This window comes from Geothrix paludis, assembly GCF_022808815.1.
Taxonomy (GTDB): domain Bacteria; phylum Acidobacteriota; class Holophagae; order Holophagales; family Holophagaceae; genus Geothrix; species Geothrix paludis.
Genome location: NZ_JAKZLC010000004.1, coordinates 362,999 through 384,324, shown reverse-complemented (window position 1 = coordinate 384,324; position 21,326 = coordinate 362,999). Strand labels below are relative to the sequence as shown.

Genomic DNA, 21,326 nt, shown 5'->3' with positions numbered 1-21,326 from the left:
TATGCTTTTCGCCTTTGATGACGCCCAATGCCGGTCCCTTGTCGAGGCTCACGGCACGCCCTGCTTTGCCTATTCCGGCGTGGTGGCGAAGGCGGGGTTCCGCGCGCTTCGGGCCGCGATTCCCGACCGCGTCCGCATCGCCTACGCCGTGAAGGCCAACCCGCACGCGGACCTGCTGAAGTGCTTCGCATCCCTGGGCGCGAGCTTCGACTGCGCCTCCATCGGGGAGCTGGAGCGGGTGGAGGCGCTGGGTCTGCCGGCGGGCCGCACCTTCTTCGCGGGGCCGGGCAAGCGGGTGGCGGAACTTCGAAAAGCCCTGGAGATGGGCGTGCGGGTGCAGGCCGAGGGCTTCGAGGACCTGGCTCGCATCGATGCCCTGGCCACCCGGGAGACGGCGGTGAACCTGCGGGTGCATCCGGCCTTCGACATCGACGAGGGCAACCGCATCATCGGCGGCAGCGGGCCCTCGGCCTTCGGCGTGGATGAGGAGGACGTGCCGGCCCTGCTCGAGAAGGCCGCGAGGCTAGCACACGTGCGCATCAAGGGCTTGCACGTCTTCGCCGCCAGCAACCAGCGGGATGCCGCCAAGCTGAAGGCCATCCACGGCGCGGTGCTGGATCTGGCGAAACGCCTGCACGAGGCCCACGGCCTCGCCTTCGAGCAGATTGACCTGGGGGGCGGCCTGGGCGTGTCCTACGCGCCGGAGGAGGCGCCCCTGGACCTGGCGGTTTTTGGGCAGGGAGTGTCCGATCTGCTGGCGCGGCATGCCTGGTTCAAGGGCGAGCTGATCCTGGAGCCCGGGCGCTTCCTGGCGGGCCCCTGCGGCGTCTACCTGGCCCGGGTGGTGCGCCTCAAGGAGAGCCGCGGCACCCGCTTCGCCATCCTGGAGGGGGGCATCAACCACCTCATCCGGCCCCTGCTGACGGGCCAGCCCTTCCCGGTGAAGGTGGTGGGGAAGGACGCGGTGAAGGCCGGGGGAACCGTGCCCTACACCCTGGCCGGTCCCCTCTGCACCAGCCTGGACCGCCTGGGCGAGGTGCGCCTGCCGGAATTGGCGGCGGGGGATCTGCTCGCCTTCGGCACGGCGGGCGCCTACGGCCTGAACGAGGGCATGACCCACTTCCTCAGCCACCCGGTGCCGCCCGAGGTCTGGGTGGCGGGCTGATCGCCGCAACATCCGGGTGGGAGCGGAGCGCTCCCGGACCCACCTTGGCAGGGGAGGTCCCCATGGCCAACAGCGACTACAGCCGGGTGGAGCGGGCCATCCGCTTCCTCGCCGATCACGCGGAGGAACAGCCCAGCCTGGAGCGCGTGGCGGAGGAGGTGGGCCTGAGCCCCTTCCACTTCCAGCGGCTCTTCCAGCGGTGGGCGGGGGTGAGCCCCAAGCGCTTCCTCCAGGTCCTGACCCTGGCGGAGGCCAAGCGCATGCTCGCCGAGTCCCGGAGCCTGCTCGACGTGAGCCACGCGGTGGGTCTCTCGGGGCCGGGCCGCCTGCATGACCTCTTCCTCCGCCTGGAGCGGATGACCCCCGGGGAGTACAAGGCCCAGGCCGGAGGCCTCACGATCCACTGGGGGGTAGCGGAGACGCCCTTCGGTCCGGCCCTCTTCGCGGCCCTGGACCGGGGCCTCTGCGGCCTGACCTTCATCCAGGAGGAGGGGCTGGACGGCGCCCTGGCCGAGCTCCGGGGACGCTGGCCTGGGGCGCGTCTGGAACGGGGGGACGCCCTCATCCGCCCCTATGCGGAAGCCTTCGAGGCTCGCATGCGGGGCGGCGTGGGCCAGCCCCTCAGTCTCGTCCTCAAAGGCACGCCCTTCCAGCTCCGGACCTGGGAGGCCCTGCTGCGGGTCCCTCCGGGCCAGGCCGTGTCGTACCGAGATCTGGCCACCCTGTCCGGCGCCCCGGACGCGGTGCGGGCCGTGGGCACGGCCGTGGGCCAGAATCCCATCGCCTGGCTCATCCCCTGCCACCGCGTGATCCAGGCCACCGGGGCCCTGGGCCAGTACCACTGGGGCGCCCCGCGCAAGCAGGCCATCCTCGCCTTTGAGCGGGCGAGGACGGCCTGAATGCTTCCTGGGTCCCTCCTGAGCCGAGGCCTCAAGAGGCCACCGGCGGACGCCAGGCCCGGGCCAGCCGGGAGGGCAGGAGGGGCGCCCCGGTCAGGCTGAAGAAGTCGCAGAAGCTCATGATGAGGGGCTGCCAGAGCTGGGGATCGATATAGTCCCCTTCCCGCGGCATCATCAGGCTTTCATCGATGTGAACGCGCACCACCTGGGCCTCGATGCTGACCAGATGGCTATCCTCGCCGCCGATCGGGCGGATCCCGCGGACTCGGGCCTCCAGATGGACCGGGCACTCCAGGGCCCTCGGCGGCTTCACCAGGTCCGCGGGAACCGGGGTGAGGCCCGCGGCCTCGAACTTCCGGGGCTCATGCCGGTAGCCCATGGCGGCCTTGTAGGGAGGCACCGGGTCGCTCCCCGTGAGGAGCGCCAGGCGATCCACGGCGGCCACCAGGGCCGGGGAGGGCAGGTTGAGGACGCACTCCTCCTCGCGGGCGAGGTTCTCCACCGTCCGCGACCGGTTGCTCATTCCCAGCTGGCAGGTGTCCCCCAGCCACCAGGCCGAGGACATGGGCGCCAGGTTGGGCGAGCCATCGGGGTTCAGCGTACTGATGAGGACCACCGGGGTCCCGAAGTACAGCATCTTCGGACGGACGACCTTGTGCATGGCGCACCTCCCAGGCGGGAGGCACCAGGTGCTCCCGTGGGCCCAGCATCCGGCGCGGCGGCAGCCCGGGGCGACCCGGTTCTTGCCGTGATATGCCGGCGGGGAAGCCTACCCCAGCAGGGGAAGCCAGGCCGCCTGCTGCGACTTGGGGAGGGTCTTCACCCGCTCGAGCAGGAGCAGGCGTGCCTGCCAGGACTTGTCGCTGGGGAACAGGGCCCGGCCCTGGCGCAGGTCGTCCGCGGCCTCATCCCACTTGGCCTGGCCGGCGTGGGCCGAGCAGAAGGCCAGGTGCAGGCGGGCCGCCTTGGCGCGGAGGGCGGCATCATCGGGCTGGGCCCGCAGGAGCGCGTCCATGACCTTGGCCGCGGCGTCGAGATCGCCGGCCTGGAGGTGCTTCTGGAACTCGGGGAGGCTCGCGCCGGCGGCCCCGCCGGGCAGGGCGGCCTTGGCCTTCTCCAGCAGCTGGGCGGCGGCGGCATCGCCGGGATTCTGGGCCAGGATGTACTGGGCCCGGAAGTAGGCCAGGAGGGGATCCGCCTCCAGGGCCGACTCGCCCTCGCGGAGAATCGCCGCGGGCGTTTCGGTGAGGTCGGGCGACAGGGCCTGCTGGGCGACGGGAGCGATGGCCGCCTGGCGGGCGGCCTTGACGGCTTCCTTCAGCTCCTGGTCCCTGCGGTAGGAGTGGATCGCGTAGAGGGCCACCGCCAGCGTCAGGGTGCTCCCCCCGGCGATGGCCCAGACCTTGGGCTCCCGGAGCCAGGGAAGCTTGGACGAGGCCTCCTGGAGGCGGGCGGGGAGGCTGAGGCCCTCCCGCGGGGCCGGGGCGCTCCGGGTCATGGACGCGGGAGGCTCCACGCGGCCGGGATCGGTGACGATGAGGGTGGGCTCCTCCTCCACCATGGCGATGCGGTCCGGGAGGTCCAGGCTGATGCCGGAGCTGGAGGAACCGGCCTGGGGCCGGGGCCGCTGGCAGCGCTCGAGCCCTGCCAGGGCCTCGGGGTTCCCCGGCGCCAGCCGGAGGGCCTGCTGATAGGTGAAGGCGGCCTCATCGGGGCGCTGGAGCGTCAGCAGGTGCTCGGCCTGCCGGAGCTTGAGGGCCAGGGCCTCCGCCTCGGGGGCCGGAGCCTGGGCGGGGATGGTGGCGGGGGTTGGCGCGGGCGCCGGTGGCTGGACAGGCGTCGGCGGAGCCGCGGCCTGGGTCACTTCCATCCGCGCCTGGCGGAGGTACCCCCGGATCTCCTCCCGGTGGGGCTCCAGGGCGAGCACGTGCTCCCACTTGGAGATGGCCTCTTCCGTCAGCCCCATGTCGTAGAGCTGGACCGCCTCGCGAAGCAGCTTGTCCACATCCTCGTCGACCCGGGGGGCCAGCTCCTCGACGGGGGCGGCGAGAGCCGTTCCCTGCAGGGGCGGGAGCCCGAGCTCGCGGCGGGCGCCATTGGCGTAGCCCAGGGCCAGGCTTTGGGTGGGATCGATGGCCAGGGCCTGTTCCCACTTCTGGAGGGCGTCGGCCACCTGACCCATGTCGTAGAGCGTGCAGCCCTCGATGACCAGGCGTTCGGGCTCCACCTGGGTCGAGGCCGGTGGGGGTGGAAGGGGAGCGGAGGAGGCTGGGGTGGGAGCCACGGGCACAGACGAGGGAAGAGGCGAGGCAACAGTCGAAGGGGAGGGCGCGGGAAGGGGTGTGGCGGGCACCGCGACGGGGGCCGGAGGTGCGGAAGGCGGAGCCGGGGCAGGCTCGGGACGGGGAGCCAGGGGGACGGGCAGGGCCGGGGCGGCCGCGGCGCGCTCCTCCTCCTGCCGCTGGGCCAGCAGGCGGTCGCGCAGGGCCAGGAGGCGCTCCCGGGCTTCGGCGTGGGCGGGCTGCTGCTTGAGGATCGCCTGCCAGATCTGTCCGGCCTTGACGATCTCGCCCTGGGCGAACAGCTGGTCCGCCTGGCGGAGATAGGGCGCGTAGGGATCTGGCGTCATGGCTTGGCTCGGTTCAGGTCGTGGGAATGGCGGAATTCAGTGCAGCGGGTACTCGGAGGTGTTGCGCACCAGCAGCATGAAGGTGCTGTTCCCGCAGGTGAATTCCTGCTGGCTGACGAGCTGGACCGGACCTGTGATGCGTTCGCCGTTGACCTGGGTGCCGTTGGTGGAGTCCTGGTCGGTGATCCACACCGACCCGTCCGCCCGGATCTCCAGCAACGCGTGGCGGCGGGAGGTCTCGGGATCCTGGGTGATGACGTCGCCCTCCTCCCGTCCGATGACGATGAGGGGCCGCTCCAGCACCTGCACGGTGGAGGCCTGGGGACCCGTGAGGAAGGCCAAGCTGAACTTGAGCCCCGCGGGCAGACCACCGGGCTGGATGCCGGCGGCGGCCAGGAGGGAGTCGCGGTCCCGGCGGGCGGTGGACCGGGCGGAGGCCAGCGTCGCCTCCATGGCGGGATCCTGCTCGGGGAGGGGGGCGGTCATGACCAGGGGCCGGGTCGGCGGCGCGGGGATGGGTGCGGGGATGGGTGCGGGGATTGGCGCCGGCATCGGCTGCGGGGCGGGAGCCGCCGGCGCCGTCGGGTTCGCCACCTCGAAGACGTGGGCACACTTCGGGCACTTGAAGCGCTTGGTCCGGGCTTGGCCGAACCGGCTGTCGTCGTACTGGAAGCGGGCCTGGCAGGCCGAGCAAACCACAATCATCGGGCCCCCGTCTGATCTCCTGTGCAGTCTACCGCTACTTCTTGCGGGTGGCGAAGAAGCTGAAGTCGCTCTTCAGGGGAATGCCCTCGGGAAGCTTGAAACCGGTCACCGCGGCCGGCAGGGCCTGGTTGATCCGGAGCGGGCCCAGCTCCACCAGCCAGGAATCCCCGCTGCGCTCGACCCACTGGACCTGCCGGGGCAGCCAGGTCTCCTTGTCCACCCAGAGGTTCAGAGCCTGCATCCGCTTGCGCATGGACAGGGTGCGGGGCGTCATGGCCAGCAGCCAGGCGCCGGGGAGATCCTTGGATTCCCCGAGCTGGATCTGGAAGTACTCCGACAGGTAGCTGAGCCTCTGGCCCAGGCCCAGGAACTTGCGGTTGGCGTTCTTGATGAGGCCGATCTTCATCAGCTCGCCGGCGCGGGCCTCGGGGCTGTAGGAGATCAGGGCCTTGGGCGTGAGATGGAGGATCAGGTCCTCCGGCGGCTGGAAGGCGAAGTGGACGAAGTCGGAGCCCTGCAGGTAGAGGGTTCCCTTCGTCACCGAGGGGGTCTTCAGCAGGGCCCGGCGCAGGGTCAGGGTGAAGGGGCACTGCAGGGTCTGCACCTGGGCCTGCGCGGCGTCGAAGCGCTCCACGGCTTCGCGCAGGGAAGGGGGAGCCCCCTGGGCGCCCAGGGACGTGGCCAGGGCGGGCAGGACCAGGAGGAGGTGGGCCAGGGCGCGTCGAAGCATCGGTCTCCTTGGGGCCTCAGGCCACGGCCGGGGGCAGGGTGAGGGGGTCTCGCTGGTGGGCCAGGTGGAGGGCCACCTCGGTGCCCCGGAGGACCTCCTCCGCGGCGAAGCGGGCCAGGTCGGGATCGTTGTTGGATTCGCTCAGGTGCGCCAGCACGACCTGCTTGAGGCGGGGCGTCAGGACCCGGCCCAGCAGCTCGGCCATGGCGGCGTTGCTCAGGTGTCCCACGCGGCTGAGGATGCGTGCCTTGAGCTGGGGCGGATAGTCCCCTTCGCGCAGCATGTCCACATCATGGTTGGCCTCCAGCACCAGCAGGTCCAGATCCTGGAGGTGGTCCGCCACGAGGGCCGTGGGATGGCCGAGGTCGGTCACCACGGCCGCGGCGGACGCCCCCGCCTCGATCCGGTAGGCCACGGGATCCTCAGCGTCGTGGGGCAGGGCGAAGGGCAGCAGGCGCCAGCCCTCCCAGTCGCGGGGCCGGCCGGCCTCCACCTCGATCCAGCGGGAGGCGGGGATCTCGATGCCCTGGATCCGCTCGACGGCCTCGCGGGTGGCGGCGGTGGCGAGGATGGCCCAGTCCGTGCGCCGCAGGATCACGCCCACCGCGGCGATGTGGTCCGAGTGCTCGTGGGTGAGCGCCAGGGCGCGCACGGAGCCTGAGTCCAGTTCCAGGGCCTCCATGCGCCGGCGGATCTGGAGCAGGGAGATGCCCGCGTCGATGAGCAGCGTCCGCCCTCCCTCCGAGAGGGCATGGCAGTTCCCCTTGGAACCCGAGGCCAGGGCCGCGTAGTGCATGGCCCAGGATAACGCCTACACTGACCGCATGAGCCCTTCCCTCCGTCCCTCCACCACCGCCGACCTGGACATTCACGTGGCCCATCGCGTGGCCTTGTTCCGCGACATGGAGAAGGCCTCCGAGGACGGACTGCGGCGCATGGCGGAGACGTTCCGCGTCCTGCTCAGGAACTGGATGGTGTCGGGGCAGTGCCGGGGCTTTTTGATGGAGGAGGACGGCCGGCCCGTGGCCGGGGTGCTCCTGCTGATGAAGGAGTCCCTCCCCACACCCGTGACGCCGCTCTCCGTCCGGGGCTACCTCTTCAACATCTACACCGAGCCGTCGCACCGCCGCCAGGGCCTGGCCGCCCGCCTCACGGACGCGGCTATGGACCTGGCCCGCGAATGCGGGCTGGAGATCATGGAGCTGCACGCCAGCGTCGAGGCGGAGGGCCTCTACCAGCGCATGGGCTTCGTGCCCACCAGTGAGATGCGCCTGGTGATGGGGGCCGGGATCAAGACGCCGAAGCAGTGGAAGCACCGCCACTAGGCCAGCCCTTCCACCGCCACAACCCCAGCACGGCCGCGCCGCAGACCAAGGCGCAGACCGCGCTGGCCTCCAGGCCGAAGGCGCCGCCCGTCAGCCACTCCGGCCGGCCATGGAAGACCGGCGTCCACCAGCCCGGCGCCTCGGTGCCGCTCACGCCGAAGCCCAGGAGGTTGCCCTGGGTCCAGTTCCAGCCCAGGTGCACGCCGATGGGCAGCGCCAGCCTGCCCGTGCGCTTCCAGCACAGGCCCAGGAGCAGGGCCGCCAGTGCGATGTTCAGGGTGGCCCAGGCCTTCGTGGCGCCGGTCATGCCCGGGTTCCCCCAGTGCACGAGGGCGAAGGCCACGGCGAAGAGGGCCTGGGTGAGGCTGAAGCCCAGACCCCGGACGGCGCGCTGGAAGGCGTAGCCGCGGAAGAGGATCTCCTCGAAACAGGCCACCGCCAGGAAGAGCCAGGCGCCCGCCGCCAGGCTGGCCGGTCCCGTTCCGGGCGTGCGGACCCAGTGGAAGCCGCCCAGCCCGCGGATGAGCCCCGCGGTCGTCAGCATCAGGAGGCAGCCCCCTGCCGTGCCCACGAGGATCTCCCGCAGGAAGCGCCTGTCGGGGCGGAGGCCAACCTCGGCGAGGGGGGCCCGCTCGGCGCGGAGGCAGAGCCAGGTGACGGCGAGCAGGAGGGCGACATCGAGCCATCGCCCCGGGAACAGGGTCCCCCAGGCGGCGGGCCAGAACCGGGCGAGGGGGGCCGCGCCGGAGGCGGCGAGGCCGAAGAGGGCCACGAATCCAAACACCTTCCAGCCGTTGCGGACTGCGCCGCGGCTGTCAAAGAACACACTGCGCATGGGGCTCCTGGGGATCGAGGCCGGGCGCGGGCGGATCCCGCGCCGAATCGGGTCCAGAGTCTAGGGGAGGGTTTCCAGGGGCCGCAGGTCCCACTCCGCATCGAAGGTGACCTGGAGGGCCGGGCCCGCCTTGGGGTCCACGCCCGCGCGCCAGATCGTGAGCGTGTTGAGCCCACGCCAGCGGCCCGGAGCGCTGCTGTCCGGCCGCATGTCCCAGGCCTGGTCTTGCCGGCCGGCCTCCGGGGCGTCCCCCTGGGCGATCTTGTATCCGACGAGATAGACGCGGTCCTTCTGCATGAACCCGGACACCGGGGGCAGGGCCGGGCCTTCCACCCAGTGGGCGGCGGCGCCCACCTGGAGGAGGGGCGCCGCCGGGTCGGGCTTGGCCACCCAGTCCCTGGGCCAGGATTCCGATTCCTTCAGGAGGGTCTTGTCGTGGCCCGAGATGTGCCGGATCTTGACCCGCGCCTTCGTGATCCGGAAGCTCCGGACCGCCAAGGGCTCGGTTCCCCGCTCCGGGCGGCCGGTCTCGACGGCCTTGAGCAGCGACTCGTAGTCGAACATCGCCGGCGTGTCCTCCGCGGAGGCATGCAGGCTTTCCAGCTTCCCGCCCTGGGCCAGGACCGCCTGGGCATGGCGCTTCATCGCGTCCCACTCTCCCAGGTGGGCCGATACGAAGAAGCAGTGGATGAGCTCGCGGGGGTTCAGGGCGGGCTGGGCCGCCACGGCCGCGTAGGCGGCCTTCATCCGGTCCGGGTCGAGCAGGCGCCAGGCCACCTCCAGCCGCATGGCGTTCCGGGGGCGCGTCAGGTCACCGCCCACGGTCTCCAGCAGCGTCCAGGCTTTCTGGAGTTCGACTTGCCCCCGCGCGGCCTTCAGATAGGTCCCATCCACCCCGTGGTTGAGGCCCCGGATCAGGCTGGTGGCCCAAAGCCAGGACGCCGCGGCGTAGCGGGCCTTCTCGGGCTCCTTGGCGGGGTCCATGGCCAGCGCGGTGGCGCGCAAGGGGCTGCCCGCTTCCAGGTCCTTCTTCCCGGCCGGGTCCTGCTTCTCGAGCCGGGCCATGGATTCAAGGAAGGCCCGCTCGTCCTGGGCCGCGAGGGCGAGGGTGGCCAGGGCCAGGAGGATGGGGCGCATGGCGGCTCCTAGAGCGGGATGTTCCCGTGCTTCTTGGGGGGCATGGTGTCGCGCTTGGTGTCGAGGAAGGCCAGGGCCTTCACCAGCTTCTGGCGGGTTTCGCGGGGCAGGATGACCTCGTCCACGAAGCCGTGTTCGGCGGCGATGTAGGGGTTGGCGAACTTCTCGTTGTACTCCGCTACGAGCTCGGCCTTCCGGGCCGCGGGATCTGGCGCGATGGCGATGGACTTGCCGTGCAGCACGTTCATGGCGCCCTCGGCGCCCATGACCGCGATCTCCGCCGTGGGGTAGGCGAAGTTGAAGTCCGTGCGGATGTGCTTGCTGGCCATCACGCAGTAGGCACCGCCGTAGGCCTTGCGGGTGATGACGGTGATCTTGGGCACCGTGGCCTCGCAGAAGGCGAAGAGCAGCTTGGCGCCGTGGCGGATGATGCCGCCGTGCTCCTGGGTGACGCCCGGCAGGAAGCCCGGCACGTCCTCGAAGGTGATGAGCGGGATGTTGAAGGCGTCGCAGAAGCGCACGAAGCGGGCGCCCTTCTCGCTCGAGGCGATGTCGAGCACCCCGGCGTAGAAGGCCGGCTGGTTGGCCACGATGCCCACGCTGCGGCCGTCGATGCGGGCGAAGCCCACGACGAGGTTGGGCGCGAAGGCTTCGTGCACCTCGAAGAAGTGGGCGTCGTCCACCACGCCGCGGATGATGTCGCGAATGTCGTAGGGCTTACTGGGATCATCCGGCACCACCTTGTCCAGGTCCGGGTTCTCCAGGGGCATCTCGCGCTTGGGGGCGCGGCGGGGGGCCTCGCCCAGGTTGTTGCTGGGCAGGAAGGAGAGCAGCTCCCGGGTGTGGGCCAGGGCCGCCAGGTCGCTGGCGGTGACGAAGTGGGCCACGCCGGACTTGGCCGCGTGCGCGCTGGCGCCACCCAGGTCCTCCTTGGTGACCTCCTCGTGGGTGACGGCCTTGATGACGTCCGGGCCGGTCACGAACATGTAGCTCGTGCCCTTCACCATGGTGATGAAGTCCGTGATGGCGGGGCTGTAGACCGCGCCCCCCGCGCAGGGGCCCATGATGAGGCTGATCTGGGGGATGACGCCCGAGGCCAGCGTGTTGCGCAGGAAGATGTCGGCGTAGCCGCCCAGGCTCACCACGCCCTCCTGGATGCGGGCTCCGCCGCTGTCGTTGAGGCCGATGACGGGGCAGCCCACCTTCATGGCCAGGTCCATGATCTTGCAGATCTTTTTGGCGTAGGCCTCGCTGAGGGAGCCGCCGAAGACCGTGAAGTCCTGGGCGAAGACCGCCACCGGGCGGCCGTCCACGCGGCCGAAGCCGGTCACCACGCCGTCGCCGGGGATCTTCTCCACGCCCCAGGCCCGGTGGACCATGAGGGCGTCCATCTCCTCGAAGGAACCCTCGTCCAGGAAGGCGGCGACGCGCTCCCGGGCCGTGAGCTTGCCGCCCTCGTGCTGCTTCTGGACCCGCGCCTCGCCGCCGCCGGCCAGGGCCTGGGCGTGCTTGGCTTTCAGGATCTCGATCTTCTTCTCGAGGGACATGGCGGCTCCAGGTTCGGGCAACGGGCAGTGGGCAGCGGGCAACGGATCGCGTGGGGATCGGCTGCCAGTTTAACCGACCACGAGGGGGCCCCGCAGGCCGAGCCTGAGCCTGCGGGGCCCCCGGAAGGGGTCATGCCAGGGGGATGGAAGCTCCTAGCGGATGGGCCGGGGCCGGGTCATGGCCTCGAGGCTGAAGGCCTCGTCCAGCTCGGCAGGGCTCAGGTAGGCCTTGCGGAGGATGATCTCGCGCACGGCCACGCCGGTCTCCAGGGCCTCCTTGGCCACCTCGGTGGCCCGCTTGTAGCCGATGGCCGGCATGATGGCGGTGACGATGCCGATGCTGTGCTCCACCAGGTCGCGGCAGCGGTCCCGGTTGGCGGTGACGCCCACGATGCACTTGGTGGTGAGGACGTTCACGGCGGCCGTCAGGGTGCGCAGGCTGGTGGCCAGGCTGTAGGCCAGCACGGGCTCCATCACGTTGAGCTGCAGCTGGCCGGCCTCGGCCGCCAGGGTGATGGTGAGGTCGTTGCCGATGACCGAGTAGGCCACCTGGTTCACCACCTCGGGGATCACGGGGTTCACCTTGCCGGGCATGATGCTGCTGCCGGGCTGCATGGGGGGCAGGTTGATCTCGCCGAAGCCGCAGCGGGGGCCGCTGCTGAGCAGGCGCAGGTCGTTGCACATCTTGCTGAGCTTCACGGCGGCGCGCTTGACAGCCCCGGAGAACATGACGAAGGCGCCGGTGTCCGGGGTGGCCTCCACGAGGTTCTCCGCCAGGACGACCTCCAGGCCCGTGATCTTCCGCAGCTCCTCCACCACGGCCTCCGGATAGCTCGGATCGGCGCAGATGCCTGTGCCGATGGCCGTCCCGCCCATGTTCACCTCGAGGAAGAGCCGGGCGCATTCCTGGAGGCGCAGGATGTCCTCGCCGGTGGTGACGGCGAAGGCCTCGAACTCCTGGCCCAGGGTCATGGGCACGGCGTCCTGGAGCTGGGTGCGGCCCATCTTGATGACGTCGGCGAACTCCCGGCCCTTGTCGTGCAGGGCGGCCTTCAGGCGCTCCATGGCGTCCAGGAGGTTCCGCAGCATGAAGATGGTGCTGAGGCGCAGGGCCGTGGGGTAGACGTCATTGGTGCTCTGGCCCAGGTTCACGTGGTCGTTGGGGTGGCAGTGGGCGTATTCGCCGCGCTTGTGGCCCAGCAGCTCCAGGGCCCGGTTGGCGATGACCTCGTTGGCGTTCATGTTGGTGGAGGTGCCCGCGCCGCCCTGGACCATGTCGGTCGGGAAGTGGCCGTGCCAGTGGCCGTCGATGATCTCCTGGGAGGCCCGGTCGATGGCCGCCGCGATGGAGAGGTCCAGCAGGCCCAACTGGGCGTTGGCGCGGGCCGCCGCCTGCTTGACCATGGCCAGGGCGCGGATCATGGCCGGGAAGTGGCTGGTGGGCGTGCCCGTGATGGGGAAGTTGTGGACGGCGCGCAGAGTCTGGACGCCGAAGAGGGCGTCCTCGGGCACGTCCAGGGGGCCGATGAGGTCCGATTCCCGCCGCGTCTGGCCGCTGGCGTAGGCCTGCTCGCGCCCGGTGCGCGGGGTGGCCGAGTACAGGATCCGCCGGTGGAGCACATTGGCGACCTTGCTGAGCACGGCGATGGCGGCGGCGCCGTCCTGGCCGAGGCTCTGGAGGACGGTCTCGCGGTCCAGGTCCAGAAGCACGGCGGGGGTGAGGGTGGTGGCCGTGGCCGAGTGGGGGCTGGGGGCCAGGAAGGACTGCTCGCCGGCCACGTCGCCGGGGCCCAGGATCACCACGGGCTCGGGCCCGTCGCCGTTGTCGCGGGTGATCTCGACGCGGCCCTCGGCGATGACCGTGGCGCCCTTGCGGGGGTCACCCTGGGTGAAGAGGCGGGTGTCCGCGGGCACTTCCCGCCGACGGGCGGCCTTGGCGATCAGGCCCAGGTCCGGGTCGGACAGGCCCGAGAAGATTTCGCAGCGGCGCAGGACAGACGTGATGGCATCCATACAGGACCTCCGGCCCGAGTGGGGCCAGGGGCCATGGTATCGAGGCCTCTTTACGATTCGGTCACGAATTGGCGGAACGACTTAACGCTCCGCTTGACGAACGAATCGGGGGGGCTATCGGCCGCTCTTTTTCCAATCCGCCAGGAAGCCTTCCACGCCCTTGTCGGTGAGGGGGTGCTTCAGCATCTGGTCGAAGACCTTGGTGGGGATGGTGGCCACGTGGGCGCCGGCCAGGGCCGCGTCGGTGACATGCCGGGGCTGGCGGATCGAGGCGGCCAGGCACTGGGTGTCGAACTCGTAGTTCTCAAAGATGGCCACGATCTCGCGGATCAGCTCCATGCCGTCGAGGTTGATGTCGTCCAGGCGGCCCACGAAGGGGCTCACGTAGGTGGCGCCGGCCTTGGCGGCCATGAGGGCCTGGGTGGCGCTGAAGCAGAGGGTCACGTTGGTGTTGATGCCTTCGGAAGTCAGGGCCTTGCAGGCCTTGAGGCCCTCGGCGATCAGCGGCAGCTTCACCACCACGTTCTCGTGGATCTTGGCCAGCTTCAGGCCCTCCTGGATCATGGCGGGGGCCTCCAGGCCGATGACCTCGGCGCTGATGGGGCCGTCCACGATGTCGCAGATCTCCGCGATGATGGCTTCGAAGGGCTTGCCCGTCTCCTTGGCGATGAGGCTGGGGTTGGTGGTCACCCCGTCCAGCACGCCCAGGGCGTTGATGCGCTTGATCTCGTCGATGTTGGCGGTGTCGATGAAAAACTGCATGAGGGCTCCTGCGGACCTTCCATTCTCCCAGGGCCGGCGCGAAGCTGGAAGCGCGGAGTCTTCCATGACACATATCGAGATCAAGGTGCTGGACAAGGGGTTCGTCCGCCTCATCGACCACATGGGGTCGGACCTGTCCGTGGTGAACGCGGCCCGGGTGTCCTTCGGCAAGCGGAAGGAGGCCTTCGAGGCGGGGGACGCCAAGCTGATCGGCTACCTGGCCGAGCACGAGCACACCTCGCCCTTCCGCCACACGGCCATGACCCTGCACGTGAAGGCGCCCATCTTCGTGTTCCGCCAGTGGATGAAGCACCGCATCGGCTCGGAGTTCAACGAGATCAGCGGCCGCTACGTGGAGTTCCCCGAGGACGAGTTCTTCGTGCCCGCGACCTTCCGGAAGCAGGCGAAGGTCAACAAGCAGGGCAGCGAAGGCGAGATCGACGCGGCGAACCGGGCCCGGGCCATGGAGTGCTACCTGGAGAGCTGCCGGGGGGCCGTGGCCCACTACAAGGAGCTGCTCGCCCTGGGCGTCTGCCGCGAGCAGGCCCGCTGCGTGCTGCCCGTGGGCCTCTACTCCGAGGTCTACTGGACCGTGAGCCTCCAGGCCGTGGCCCACTTCATCCGCCTGCGGATGGACAGCCACGCCCAGTGGGAGATCCAGCAGTACGCCGCCGCGGTGCGCCAGGTGGTGGAGCCCCTCTTCCCGGTGGGCCTCAAGGCCCTGCTCGCGGACCGACAGGGATGAGCGCGCCGCCCCTCGATCCCGCCCTGTTCCACCTGGACCCGGAGCGCCTCTGGATCATGCACTGCGGCGAGGGGCCGGTCCCCCGGGCGGCGCTGGACGCCGTGCAGGCCTTCATGCGCAAGGAGCTGCGACCCTGGGAGGTGCGCTGGGAGGAGGACTTCCAGGGGATCCCGGCCGCCACCCGGGCGGAGGCCGCGGCGCTGCTGGGCGGCCGACCCGAGGACATCACCCTCACCCACAGCACCTCCTCGGGCCTGGTGGCCGTGGCCCAGGGCTTCCCCTGGCGGTCCGGCGACGAGGTGGTGGCGCCCCTGGGGGAGTTCCCGGCCAACGCCTGGCCCTGGCTGGCCCTCCAGGCCCGCGGCGTGGCGTTCCGGGAGGTGCCCCTGTGGGAGGGGCATCTCGCCGGAGCCGCCGCCTGGGCGAGCCTGCCGCCCACCGCGGAGGCGGACCCCGAGGCCCGGCTGGTGGAGGCGCTGGGGCCTCGCACGCGGATCCTGGCCCTCTCCTGGGTGCGGTTCCAGGACGGCCTGAAGCTGGACCTCCCGCGCCTCGTCACGGCCTGCCGCGCCCGGGGCATCCACCTCGTGGTGGACGGCGTCCAGGCCGCGGGCACGGTGCCCGTGGACCTGGAGGGCCTCGCCGCCTTCGCCACCAGCGGGCACAAGGGCCTGCTGTCGCCCCAGGGCATGGGGTTCCTGTGGACGGACGAGGCTTTCCGCCGGTCGCTGGCCCCCTCGGGTTCCTGGCTCTCCGTGGAGGAAGCGACGGATTTCTCGCGGCCATCCACGGACCTCCACCGGGCCTGGCTGCCGGACGGACGGGCGCTGGAGCCCGGGGGACCCAACCTGCTCCACCTCTCCGCCCTGCTCGAATCCCTGCGCCTGATCAACCGGGCGGGCGTCCCGGCCATCGCCGCCCACGGCGAGGCCCTCCAGGCCCGGCTCCTGGAGGCGCTCCGGGGCTCGCGCTGGGCCGCCGAGCACGACCGCCTCGGCGCCTTGCGGGAGGCCGGGCGGGTGGGATCCTTCCTGGCCTTCCACCACGGCGGCCGGGGGCCCGGCGGGATGGACGCCCTGCTGAAGGCGGGGGCACGCCGGGGGATCTTCGCCTCCGTGCGGGAGGGCTATCTCCGCGTGGCCTTCCACGGCTTCCACACCGAGGGGGACACGGACCGCGTGGCCGCCTGGCTCCTGGAGGCCTGACCCGCACCCCTTGTGGACGCCCCTAGCGGAATAGCCAGGTCACCTTGGCCTGCACCACGTCGTCCGAGGGCAGGTGCCGCAGGAGGGCGAGATCCGGCCGGGGGGCCAGGCTGGCGCGGTCGTTGATGAGGGCGTCCGTGCTGGCGCCGTGGGTGTAGACGAGGAAGAAGGTGGAGCCAGGACGGAACTCCCAGCGCGTGATGAGGTTCAGATTCCAGGTCCGGTAGCTGAAGGCCGTCTGGGGCGTGGTGCCCGCGGGCTGGTCCTCCGGAAGGCCGGGCTCGAGGGTCTCGTCGTCGACGTAGTGCTTCAGGTCCCGGTAGTTCCAATTCGCGGCCAGCCACTGGCTGAAGAGCTGGAGCGTGAGGGTGGGGTTGAAGGCGTAGGCCACCCGCACGGTCTGGTTGAGCTGGCTGAGGCGGCGCAGGCCCACGATGGGCGTGGCCGCCGGGGTCTCCAGCCACTTCAGCTCCCCCTCGTCCCGGGTGACGGAGGTCGTGACCTGGATCTCGAGGTTGGGGGCGGGCCGGAGGGTCTGGAAAAGGGTCGTGTCCGTGGAGGGCCCCCCCTCTTCCCAGGCCCGGCTGGTGTTGAGGCGGAGGTACCAGGGGCGGTTGCCGGGTGTGTCGAAGCCCAGGTTCGCGTAGGGCACGGCGGAGCGGGCCAGGTACTTCTTCTGCGGGTCAGAGTAGGTGCGCAGCTCCCGGTCGTCCTCGGCGGGAAAGTCCACGCCACCGCCGCCCCAGAGGGCCCAGAAGCTGGTGAAGTCGGTCCGGCCCCAGGTGTTGAGGTTGCGGATGAAGGTCTGGCCGGCCTGGTCGCGGGCGTAGGTGTGGCCCAGCCCCCAGGCCCAGTTGCGGAAGGCGCCCCAGGTCCGGTCCCAGCGGCGCGAGACCTCGCCATACAGGCGCTGCTCGTCGGCGCGGCCCAGGTAGCCGACATCGTTGGGGTTGTAGTCGCGCCCCGCGTCGATGGCCTGGAACTCGGCGCTCCAGCCGCTGCGCCACTCCTGGTGGGCCCGGAGCCGAGCCCGCCAGCCCTGGTCCTGGGCGCCGACGGGGCCGGTCTGGCTGCGACTGAGGGTGGTCTCCAGCGTCCCGCCCCGGTCCTCGGTGCGGTAGACCCCGTCCAGCGCCTGGACATGGGCGGACCGGCCCGCCGCGCCCGCCTGGTCCATCTCCGAGGCGAAGGTGCCCACGTAGCTCCCCCGGTCGTCCAGGAGCTGCTGGATCCGCACCACGCCGAAGTTGGTGAGTGGCGAGATCTCGCGCCGGGACCGGGTTCCGGCCGCGTCGGCCACCGTGGCCCGGGCGGGCTCCACGCTGGCGCCCAGGAGGCCCACCTTGGTGTCCGAATCGTACGTGGCGGTGTACTTCGCGGCGGCGGTGATGTCCGTGGCGTTCGGGCGATCCTGCAGGGTCTCGCCGGGGGCGAGATCCGGATCGGACAGACCGTGTCCAATGCGCCGGCTGTAGAAGAGGTCGGGGCCGGCTACCCGGAAGAGGTCCATGCCCTCCAGGAAGAAGGGGCGCTTCTCCGGGAAGAAGGTCTCCACGGTACCGAGGTTCAGCACGGCCTGGTCCACCTCGACCTGCCCGAAATCCGGGCGGATCGAGAGGTCCACCTGGGCGTGGGAGTTCAGGCTCCAGTGGGCGTCGAGGCCGGCCCGGGTGTCCCAGCCCCGGTCGTCATAGCCCCGGGCAGTCTCGAACTTCCGGGCGGTCCCCAGGTAGGGCACGTACTCCCGGCGCGGCTGGGGGGCCAGTCCCTCCAGGCCGCTCAGGTCGGGGAAGCGGCTGACGAAGCCGCTGTCCCCCCGCGGCACGACCATCCAGCGGCTGGATTCCCGCACCACGCCCTGGTCCGTGCGGCTGAAGTTGATGCCCCAGGTCTGGGGTTCGGAGCTCTCCTTGAACCGGAGGAGGGACAGCGGGATCTTCAGCTCCGCGGTCCAGCCGTCGGCATCCACCGACACGGCGCTCTCCCACACGCCGTCCCAGCTCGGATCGAAGGTGCTGTCGTTGTAGATGATCTGATCCTTCTGCACGCCGGCCGCGTTCACCTCGAACAGGAGCGCCGTGCGCCGGTCGTGGCTGGAGTCGATGGCCACCCCGAACCAGTCGCTGGGGCTGTCCTGGTCGCGGCGGTGGACGCGGCGCACCACGTGGGCCCGGCCGCCCTCCAGGCGGCGGTTGTGGAGCATCCGGGCTCCCACGTAGAGGTACCGGGCGTCGTAGAGCACCCGCACTTCCGTGCGCTGGCGGGCCGGCCGCCCGCGCTGGGGCCACTCCTCGGTGAACCCCGAGGCGAAGGGCGCCCGTTTCCATGCGGGGTCGTCGAGGTGGCCATCCAGCTGGATGGCCGCGCCGACCCGCAGGGCCTGGAGCCCGGTCTCCGGACCCGGGGCGGCCATGGCCAGGGCACCGAGGAGGAGGGCGGAACAGGTGGGAGCGCGCATGATCCTCCGAGCCGGCGGGAAGCTCCATGTTGCCACATCTTGCGAGGTATCATGGATTTTGGAAGCCTTCCGTCCCCTCCAGGCACTTCTACGGATAATGGAATCCCAGGAGTCGACATGCGCACGATCTTCGCCATCCTGCTCTCCCTGCCCCTGTGGGCGGGCGGAGGCACCGTGGCCTTCAAGCAGACGGCCTTCATGGCCGAGGTGGCCGCCACGGACCAGGAGAAGGCGAAGGGCCTGATGTACCGGCAGAGCCTGGCCAAGGACCGCTGCATGTTCTTCGTCTATGGCGAGGAGGGCTACCACGCCATCTGGATGAAGAACTGCCTCATCGCCCTGGACGTGGCCTGGGTGGACGCGGAGGGCAAGGTCGTGGAGACGGCGGAGCACGTGCCCCCGTGCAGCCCCATGCGCGGCGATGACTGCCCCACCTACGGGGGAAGCGTGCCGGCGCGCCACTTCATCGAGTTCGCCGCGGGCACCTTCAAGCGCATCGGCCTGAAGAAGGGCGATCGCCTGGGCTGGGACCTGGTCCTGGATGACGGCCGGGCCGTGCGCGGCGGCACGCCAATGCCCAAGGCGAAGAAGAAATAAACAAGCGGAACGCGAAGGGCGCGAAGACGCCCTTCGCGTTCCGCTTTTGATGGAAGGTCTGGTTCCGGGCGCGGCCTATTCGCCGTTCTTCGGCGCGCCCTTGCGGGGCGGACGGGTGAGCGTGCGCAGGGCCTCGGGAGCCGGGGGGAGGTCCGTGAGCTCCAGGGGGCTCAGGCGATCCGCCAGCAGCTTCCAGGCCCGTGCCTGGCGGGGCAGGCGCTCGGCCTGGATGACCTCGAAGCCCTGGGCGTAGCTCACAAAGGGCGGCATCACCAGGGCGAAGCCCGTGTAGAGGAAGGCGGGAAGCCGCATCCAGTCCGGATCCCCGGCGGGCCCGATGCCGGGCACGGCGAAGAGGGGGTGCACGCCGCCGTTGATCCAGAAGCCCTGGGGCGAGTCGTGGCGGGGATAGACGAAGATGCGGCGGCGATGCATGAGCGTGAATGGGCCGACCCGGTGCTGCTCCACGGGTTCGATGCCGGTGCCTTCCAGGGCCGGGCCGCAGCTGCGGTCCGGGTGGCCCACCACCTGCACCACCTGGCGTCCGCCGGCCTGGAGCTTGCGGAAGATGGTCCGGAGCTCCTCGGCCTCGTCGCCCTCCACCGTGCCCTGGCTGGGTTTGAGGTCGCCCAGCAGGGCGATCTGGGCGGGGGCGTAGTCGTCGATGAGGCTGAACAGCCGCTCCCAGATCTCGGTCTGCTGGGGCGGGGGTAGGGGGTCCGGGCGGCGGCGGCGGGCGGCGCCCAGGCCGAAGAAGAGGTCCGCCAGCACCAGCGTCTTCTGCCGGGGGAGCCAGATCGCCCGCCGGCTGTCGAGAATCACATCCTGGTTGAGCTGGACCTGCACCGGCGCCTCCTGCCTTCCATTGGAACACGGCGGAGGCCAGAATCCGGGGATGGGGGACCGGTGCGGCACGGCCAGAGCCACTACCTGAAGCTGGAATGGCAGGGCGAGGCCCGGCGGGTCCTGGTCCATGATCCTCCGGCGGCCTCGGATCAGGAACTCCCGCTGGTGCTGGCCCTCCACGGGACCGGCGGCACGGGGCGGCTCATGGCCGCCTTTTCGGGCCTGGGTCGCCTGGCCGACGAGCGGGGGTTCCGCGTGGCCTACCCCCAGGCTCTGGGCGAGGCGGGCACGGAGGATCCCGGGCTCGGAGCCGCCTGGAACGTGGGGCCGGGGCTGGGGTGTCCCGGCCACGCGGAAGTGGACGACGTCGGGTTCCTCGGGGCCGTGGTCGACCGCCTGGGCCACCGCGGGATCGTGGATCCCCGCCGGATCTTCGTCGTGGGCTTCTCCAACGGGGCCCGCATGGCCTATCGCCTGGCCCTGGAGGCGCCCTGGGTGGCGGCCATCGCGCCCGTGGCCGGGGCGCCGATCTGGGGCCCTTCCCCGGCCCGCTCCGTGCCCACCCTGGCCTTCCATGGGACGGAGGATGGCCACATCCCCTACCTGGGCGGCGTGGGGCCGCAGGGGCGGCGGGTGCCCGTCCTGGCCGCCCAGGATGCCGCGGCCCGCTGGGCGGCCCTCATGGGATGTGATGAGGGGCCCGCCCGCGAGGCCATGGACCCCCATCACCTCGATCTCTGGTCGGGCGGCGGATGCGAGGTGGGCCTCTGGACGGTGGCCGGCATGGGCCACGCCTGGCCGGGTGGAAGGCCCTACGCGCCGGGCGCGGATCGGCCCGCCCCGGATCTCTCCGCCAGCCACCTCATCTGGGCTTTCTTCGAAGCCCATCCCCTGGAGGCGCCGTGATCGCGGATCCGAACCATTTCATACCCGGCCTGGGCACGGGCCTGGCCGGCGGCGTGCTGTCGGGCCTCTTCGGGGTGGGCGGGGGCGTGGTGATGGTGCCCCTGCTGGGCCTGTTCCTGCACCTGGACCAGCACCGCGCCCAGGGCGCCACCCTGGCGGCGATGCTCCTGCCCACGGGCCTGCCCGCCGTGCTGCAGTACCGCAGCCGGGGCATCCACACCAGCCTGCGCCTGGTGGGTGTGCTGGTGCTGGCTTTCCTCTTCGGCATCTACGGCGGCGCGCGGGTGGCGAACCTCATTCCTTCGGGGCCCCTGCGCTGGGGCTACGCGGCCTTCCTGGTGCTCCTGGCCTTCAAGACCTACTTCCGGCACGAGCCCCCGGCCGTGGACCGGACCGTGGAACCCCTGGACCTGTCCTCGGGTCTCTGGTCCGCGGGCCTGCCCATCGGCCTGCTGGCGGGGGTGGTCTCGGGCCTCACGGGGCTGGGAGGCGCCGTGGTGGTGATTCCCCTGCTGGCTTCTCGCTTCCGCTTGACCCAGCACGAGGCCCAGCTCACCAGCCTCATGATGCTGCTGCCCCCCATCGGTCTGCCTGGCGTCTATGTCTATGCCCAGGCCCAGGGCGGGCTGCCCTGGATGGTGATCGCCGGGGTGGCCGTGGGCTTCGCGACCGGCGCGCTGGCCGGGGCGCGGGTGGCCACGCGCATGCGGGGGGCGAAGCTGAAGCAGATCTACGCGGTGATCGTGCTGTTCATGGCCCTCCTGGTGGTCCTGCGGGGCCACTGACCGGAAGCCCGTCCAGGGGACGCACGGCGCGGCCTTG

20 protein-coding genes are annotated in these 21,326 nt (G+C 71.0%); 8 read left to right on the top strand and 12 right to left on the bottom strand.

Annotated elements, in window-relative coordinates; translation table 11 throughout:
• The first annotated feature begins 1 nt into the window (after position 1).
• Both MLE64_RS12215 and MLE64_RS12210 read left to right on the top strand, forming a co-directional pair.
• Positions 2-1,165 carry a diaminopimelate decarboxylase family protein gene (locus MLE64_RS12215; RefSeq protein WP_243317989.1) on the top strand — a complete coding sequence of 388 codons (1,164 nt, stop codon included), beginning with the start codon at positions 2-4 and terminating at the stop codon, positions 1,163-1,165.
• A 62-nt stretch (positions 1,166-1,227) separates the two neighbouring features.
• Positions 1,228-2,064 (top strand): bifunctional transcriptional activator/DNA repair enzyme AdaA, encoded by an 837-nt coding sequence (locus MLE64_RS12210; RefSeq protein WP_243317988.1) that lies wholly within the window; start codon positions 1,228-1,230, stop codon positions 2,062-2,064.
• A gap of 31 nt (positions 2,065-2,095) precedes the next feature.
• On the opposite strand, the gene MLE64_RS12205 is transcribed toward MLE64_RS12210, so the two are convergent.
• The 5 genes from MLE64_RS12205 to MLE64_RS12185 form a co-directional block, all read right to left on the bottom strand.
• Positions 2,096-2,725, bottom strand: a complete 630-nt coding sequence (locus MLE64_RS12205) for a flavin reductase family protein (protein WP_243317987.1) — start codon at positions 2,723-2,725, stop codon at positions 2,096-2,098.
• A 108-nt stretch (positions 2,726-2,833) separates the two neighbouring features.
• Positions 2,834-4,693, bottom strand: a complete 1,860-nt coding sequence (locus MLE64_RS12200) for a hypothetical protein (protein ID WP_243317986.1) — start codon at positions 4,691-4,693, stop codon at positions 2,834-2,836.
• A 36-nt stretch (positions 4,694-4,729) separates the two neighbouring features.
• Positions 4,730-5,398, bottom strand: coding sequence for an FHA domain-containing protein (locus MLE64_RS12195; protein ID WP_243317985.1), 669 nt, complete (start codon positions 5,396-5,398; stop codon positions 4,730-4,732).
• A 34-nt stretch (positions 5,399-5,432) separates the two neighbouring features.
• Positions 5,433-6,128: a LolA family protein gene (locus MLE64_RS12190; protein WP_243317984.1), complete on the bottom strand. Its 696-nt coding sequence runs from the start codon at positions 6,126-6,128 to the stop codon at positions 5,433-5,435.
• A 16-nt stretch (positions 6,129-6,144) separates the two neighbouring features.
• Positions 6,145-6,924, bottom strand: a complete 780-nt coding sequence (locus MLE64_RS12185; protein ID WP_243317983.1) for an MBL fold metallo-hydrolase — start codon at positions 6,922-6,924, stop codon at positions 6,145-6,147.
• A gap of 28 nt (positions 6,925-6,952) precedes the next feature.
• On the opposite strand from MLE64_RS12185, the gene MLE64_RS12180 reads away from it, so the two are divergent.
• Positions 6,953-7,453: a GNAT family N-acetyltransferase gene (locus MLE64_RS12180; protein WP_243317982.1), complete on the top strand. Its 501-nt coding sequence runs from the start codon at positions 6,953-6,955 to the stop codon at positions 7,451-7,453.
• On the opposite strand, the gene MLE64_RS12175 is transcribed toward MLE64_RS12180, so the two are convergent.
• The 5 genes from MLE64_RS12175 to fsa all read right to left on the bottom strand — a co-directional run bounded on the left by MLE64_RS12175 (position 7,419) and on the right by fsa (position 13,747).
• Positions 7,419-8,288 carry a CPBP family intramembrane glutamic endopeptidase gene (locus MLE64_RS12175; RefSeq protein WP_243317981.1) on the bottom strand — a complete coding sequence of 290 codons (870 nt, stop codon included), beginning with the start codon at positions 8,286-8,288 and terminating at the stop codon, positions 7,419-7,421. The genes MLE64_RS12180 and MLE64_RS12175 overlap by 35 nt on opposite strands.
• Positions 8,289-8,348: 60 nt before the next feature.
• Positions 8,349-9,425 carry a hypothetical protein gene (locus MLE64_RS12170; protein WP_243317980.1) on the bottom strand — a complete coding sequence of 359 codons (1,077 nt, stop codon included), beginning with the start codon at positions 9,423-9,425 and terminating at the stop codon, positions 8,349-8,351.
• Between the two features lie 8 nt (positions 9,426-9,433).
• Complete coding sequence (locus MLE64_RS12165) at positions 9,434-10,972, bottom strand: acyl-CoA carboxylase subunit beta (protein WP_243295213.1); 1,539 nt, start codon at positions 10,970-10,972, stop codon at positions 9,434-9,436.
• Between the two features lie 153 nt (positions 10,973-11,125).
• Positions 11,126-12,985 (bottom strand): aspartate ammonia-lyase, encoded by a 1,860-nt coding sequence (locus tag MLE64_RS12160; protein ID WP_243317979.1) that lies wholly within the window; start codon positions 12,983-12,985, stop codon positions 11,126-11,128.
• 114 nt (positions 12,986-13,099) lie between these two features.
• A complete protein-coding gene (fsa, locus tag MLE64_RS12155; RefSeq protein ID WP_243295210.1) occupies positions 13,100-13,747 on the bottom strand; it encodes a fructose-6-phosphate aldolase in 648 nt (215 codons plus the stop codon).
• A 64-nt stretch (positions 13,748-13,811) separates the two neighbouring features.
• Here fsa and thyX point away from each other — a divergent pair, with 64 nt between their 5' ends.
• Together thyX and MLE64_RS12145 are read left to right on the top strand one after the other, a co-directional pair.
• Entirely contained in the window at positions 13,812-14,492 is a 681-nt protein-coding gene (gene thyX, locus MLE64_RS12150) for an FAD-dependent thymidylate synthase (RefSeq protein ID WP_243317978.1), read from the top strand.
• Entirely contained in the window at positions 14,489-15,697 is a 1,209-nt protein-coding gene (locus MLE64_RS12145; protein ID WP_243317977.1) for an aminotransferase class V-fold PLP-dependent enzyme, read from the top strand. Before thyX ends, MLE64_RS12145 begins: the two co-directional genes overlap by 4 nt.
• 22 nt (positions 15,698-15,719) lie before the next feature.
• Here the strand turns inward: MLE64_RS12145 and MLE64_RS12140 are convergent, their stop codons facing one another.
• Positions 15,720-18,155 carry a DUF5916 domain-containing protein gene (locus tag MLE64_RS12140; RefSeq protein ID WP_243317976.1) on the bottom strand — a complete coding sequence of 812 codons (2,436 nt, stop codon included), beginning with the start codon at positions 18,153-18,155 and terminating at the stop codon, positions 15,720-15,722.
• Positions 18,156-18,272: 117 nt separating this feature from the next.
• Here MLE64_RS12140 and MLE64_RS12135 point away from each other — a divergent pair, with 117 nt between their 5' ends.
• Positions 18,273-18,752 (top strand): DUF192 domain-containing protein, encoded by a 480-nt coding sequence (locus MLE64_RS12135; RefSeq protein WP_243317975.1) that lies wholly within the window; start codon positions 18,273-18,275, stop codon positions 18,750-18,752.
• A gap of 75 nt (positions 18,753-18,827) precedes the next feature.
• On the opposite strand, the gene MLE64_RS12130 is transcribed toward MLE64_RS12135, so the two are convergent.
• Complete coding sequence (locus MLE64_RS12130) at positions 18,828-19,598, bottom strand: metallophosphoesterase family protein (protein ID WP_243317974.1); 771 nt, start codon at positions 19,596-19,598, stop codon at positions 18,828-18,830.
• Between the two features lie 60 nt (positions 19,599-19,658).
• On the opposite strand from MLE64_RS12130, the gene MLE64_RS12125 reads away from it, so the two are divergent.
• Together MLE64_RS12125 and MLE64_RS12120 are read left to right on the top strand one after the other, a co-directional pair.
• A complete protein-coding gene (locus tag MLE64_RS12125) occupies positions 19,659-20,504 on the top strand; it encodes a CE1 family esterase (RefSeq protein ID WP_243317973.1) in 846 nt (281 codons plus the stop codon).
• Positions 20,501-21,289, top strand: coding sequence for a sulfite exporter TauE/SafE family protein (locus MLE64_RS12120; protein ID WP_243295203.1), 789 nt, complete (start codon positions 20,501-20,503; stop codon positions 21,287-21,289). Before MLE64_RS12125 ends, MLE64_RS12120 begins: the two co-directional genes overlap by 4 nt.
• Positions 21,290-21,326: the final 37 nt, after the last annotated feature.

What these genes read in the sequence shown, in the direction of transcription:
- MLE64_RS12140 (WP_243317976.1), bottom strand. Translation starts at nt 18,155, where the DNA reads ATGCGCGCTCCCACCTGTTCCGCCCTCCTCCTCGGTGCCCTGGCCATG.
- MLE64_RS12195 (WP_243317985.1), bottom strand. Translation starts at nt 5,398, where the DNA reads ATGATTGTGGTTTGCTCGGCCTGCCAGGCCCGCTTCCAGTACGACGAC.
- MLE64_RS12215 (WP_243317989.1), top strand. Translation starts at nt 2, where the DNA reads ATGCTTTTCGCCTTTGATGACGCCCAATGCCGGTCCCTTGTCGAGGCT.
- MLE64_RS12180 (WP_243317982.1), top strand. Translation starts at nt 6,953, where the DNA reads ATGAGCCCTTCCCTCCGTCCCTCCACCACCGCCGACCTGGACATTCAC.
- MLE64_RS12170 (WP_243317980.1), bottom strand. Translation starts at nt 9,425, where the DNA reads ATGCGCCCCATCCTCCTGGCCCTGGCCACCCTCGCCCTCGCGGCCCAG.
- MLE64_RS12190 (WP_243317984.1), bottom strand. Translation starts at nt 6,128, where the DNA reads ATGCTTCGACGCGCCCTGGCCCACCTCCTCCTGGTCCTGCCCGCCCTG.
- MLE64_RS12135 (WP_243317975.1), top strand. Translation starts at nt 18,273, where the DNA reads ATGCGCACGATCTTCGCCATCCTGCTCTCCCTGCCCCTGTGGGCGGGC.
- MLE64_RS12185 (WP_243317983.1), bottom strand. Translation starts at nt 6,924, where the DNA reads ATGCACTACGCGGCCCTGGCCTCGGGTTCCAAGGGGAACTGCCATGCC.
- thyX (WP_243317978.1), top strand. Translation starts at nt 13,812, where the DNA reads ATGACACATATCGAGATCAAGGTGCTGGACAAGGGGTTCGTCCGCCTC.
- MLE64_RS12160 (WP_243317979.1), bottom strand. Translation starts at nt 12,985, where the DNA reads ATGGATGCCATCACGTCTGTCCTGCGCCGCTGCGAAATCTTCTCGGGC.
- fsa (WP_243295210.1), bottom strand. Translation starts at nt 13,747, where the DNA reads ATGCAGTTTTTCATCGACACCGCCAACATCGACGAGATCAAGCGCATC.
- MLE64_RS12165 (WP_243295213.1), bottom strand. Translation starts at nt 10,972, where the DNA reads ATGTCCCTCGAGAAGAAGATCGAGATCCTGAAAGCCAAGCACGCCCAG.
- MLE64_RS12145 (WP_243317977.1), top strand. Translation starts at nt 14,489, where the DNA reads ATGAGCGCGCCGCCCCTCGATCCCGCCCTGTTCCACCTGGACCCGGAG.
- MLE64_RS12210 (WP_243317988.1), top strand. Translation starts at nt 1,228, where the DNA reads ATGGCCAACAGCGACTACAGCCGGGTGGAGCGGGCCATCCGCTTCCTC.
- MLE64_RS12205 (WP_243317987.1), bottom strand. Translation starts at nt 2,725, where the DNA reads ATGCACAAGGTCGTCCGTCCGAAGATGCTGTACTTCGGGACCCCGGTG.
- MLE64_RS12200 (WP_243317986.1), bottom strand. Translation starts at nt 4,693, where the DNA reads ATGACGCCAGATCCCTACGCGCCCTATCTCCGCCAGGCGGACCAGCTG.
- MLE64_RS12175 (WP_243317981.1), bottom strand. Translation starts at nt 8,288, where the DNA reads ATGCGCAGTGTGTTCTTTGACAGCCGCGGCGCAGTCCGCAACGGCTGG.